At 61.2% G+C, this 1,752-nt stretch carries 1 protein-coding gene; it reads left to right on the top strand.

What is annotated here, in order from left to right:
• Positions 1-1,641: ferrous iron transporter B (locus QZ326_RS13180; protein WP_295746102.1), on the top strand; the 1,641-nt coding region annotated here is incomplete at its 5' end.
• Positions 1,642-1,752 lie beyond the last annotated feature (111 nt).

Raw genomic sequence — 1,752 nt, 5'->3', positions numbered from 1 at the left:
TCCTACATCAACTCTGTGGTCACCAAGGCCGTGAAGAAGAAAGCGGCCAAGGGCAGTTTGTCCGTCTCTGACAAAATCGACCAGATCGTCACCAACCGTATCCTGGCCCTGCCCATCTTTGTGGCGGTGATGTTCCTGGTGTACGCTCTGGCCATGGGCGGCTGGGGCATCTCCATCGGCACCGCCGCTACCGATTGGGCCAACGACGGCCTGTTTGGGGACGGCTGGTTCCTGCCCTTCTCCGGCTCCGACGTGGACGGCTATGACGAGGCCGCGGGCGCGTTTGAGGAGGCGGACGCCATCATCGCCGCCTACGAGGCCGGAGAGACGGAAGCCTATCTGTACGATGACGAGGCCGGGGAGACCATCGCCCTGGAGGTCACATCGGAGAGTTATGCCGAGGCCCTTAACGTGGAGGAACCTGACCCCGCCAGCTATGGAACTTGGGTCCCCGGCCTGCCAGTATTGGTAGAGGGCCTGCTGGATACCATGGGGGTCAGCGGTGTGCTGGCGTCCCTGATCCTGGACGGCATTGTGGGCGGCGTGGGCGCTGTCCTGGGCTTCGTGCCCCAGATGCTGGTGCTGTTCCTGCTGCTGGCCATTTTGGAGGACGTGGGCTATATGGCCCGGATTGCCTTCATCATGGACCGCATCTTCCGCCGCTTCGGCCTGTCCGGCAAGAGCTTCATCCCCATGCTGGTAGCCACCGGCTGCGGTGTTCCCGGTATCATGGCATCCCGGACCATCGAACAGGATCGTGACCGGAAAATGACCATCATGACCACCGGATTCATCCCCTGCGGGGCCAAAATGCCCATCATTGCCCTGTTCGCCGGGGCGCTGTTCGGCGGCTCCGCTTTGGTTGCTACCTCCGCCTACTTCATCGGCGTGGCCGCTGTGGTGATCTCCGGTATCATGCTGAAAAAGTTCAAGGCGTTCGCCGGGGAACCCGCCCCCTTTGTCATGGAGCTGCCCGCCTACCACGCCCCCTCTGCCAGTAACGTCCTGCGCTCCATGTGGGAGCGGGGCTGGTCCTTCATCAAGCGGGCCGGAACCATCATTCTCCTGTCCACCATTATCCTCTGGTTCCTCAGCAATTTCGGCTTTGCGGACGGCGGCTTTGGCTGGGTGGAGGACAGCGACGCCTCCCTGCTGGCTGCGGTGGGCAGCGTGATCGCAGTAATCTTCATTCCTCTTGGCTTCGGGAACTGGCAGGCCGCTGTGGCGACCATCACCGGCCTGATCGCCAAGGAGGAAGTGGTCAGCACCATGCAGGTGTTCTACCCCGGTGACCTGATTGCCAACATTGCCATGGCCTTTACCGCCGCCTCCGCCTACTCCTTTATGGTGTTCAACCTGCTGTGCGCCCCCTGCTTCGCCGCTATGGGCGCCATCAAGCGGGAAATGAACAACGCCAAGTGGACCTGGGCCGCTATCGGATATATGTGCGGTTTTGCCTATGTAGCCTCTCTGATCGTCTACCAGTTGGGTGGCCTGTTCACCGGAGCTGTGACCTTCGGTGTGTGGACGGTGGTTGCTCTGGCCGCTCTGGCCGCGATCATCTATCTGCTGGTCCGCAAGGGCTATCAGGGGGAGGACCGCTCCCGCCAGTTAAGCTCTGTGGCCGCTGCCGCAAGATAACCAACGGGGAAAGGAGCGACTGGTTATGCCTACTATCTTGGGAAATATCATCGTGATCGCCGTACTGATTGCCGTTGTGGTTTTGGCTGTCCGGTCCCTGCGGAAGTCCCA

Source organism: uncultured Oscillibacter sp. (assembly GCF_910587525.1).
GTDB lineage: Bacteria > Bacillota > Clostridia > Oscillospirales > Oscillospiraceae > Oscillibacter.
Note: the sequence above shows the minus strand (reverse complement) of the source record. Positions and strands in the feature narration are given on the sequence as shown.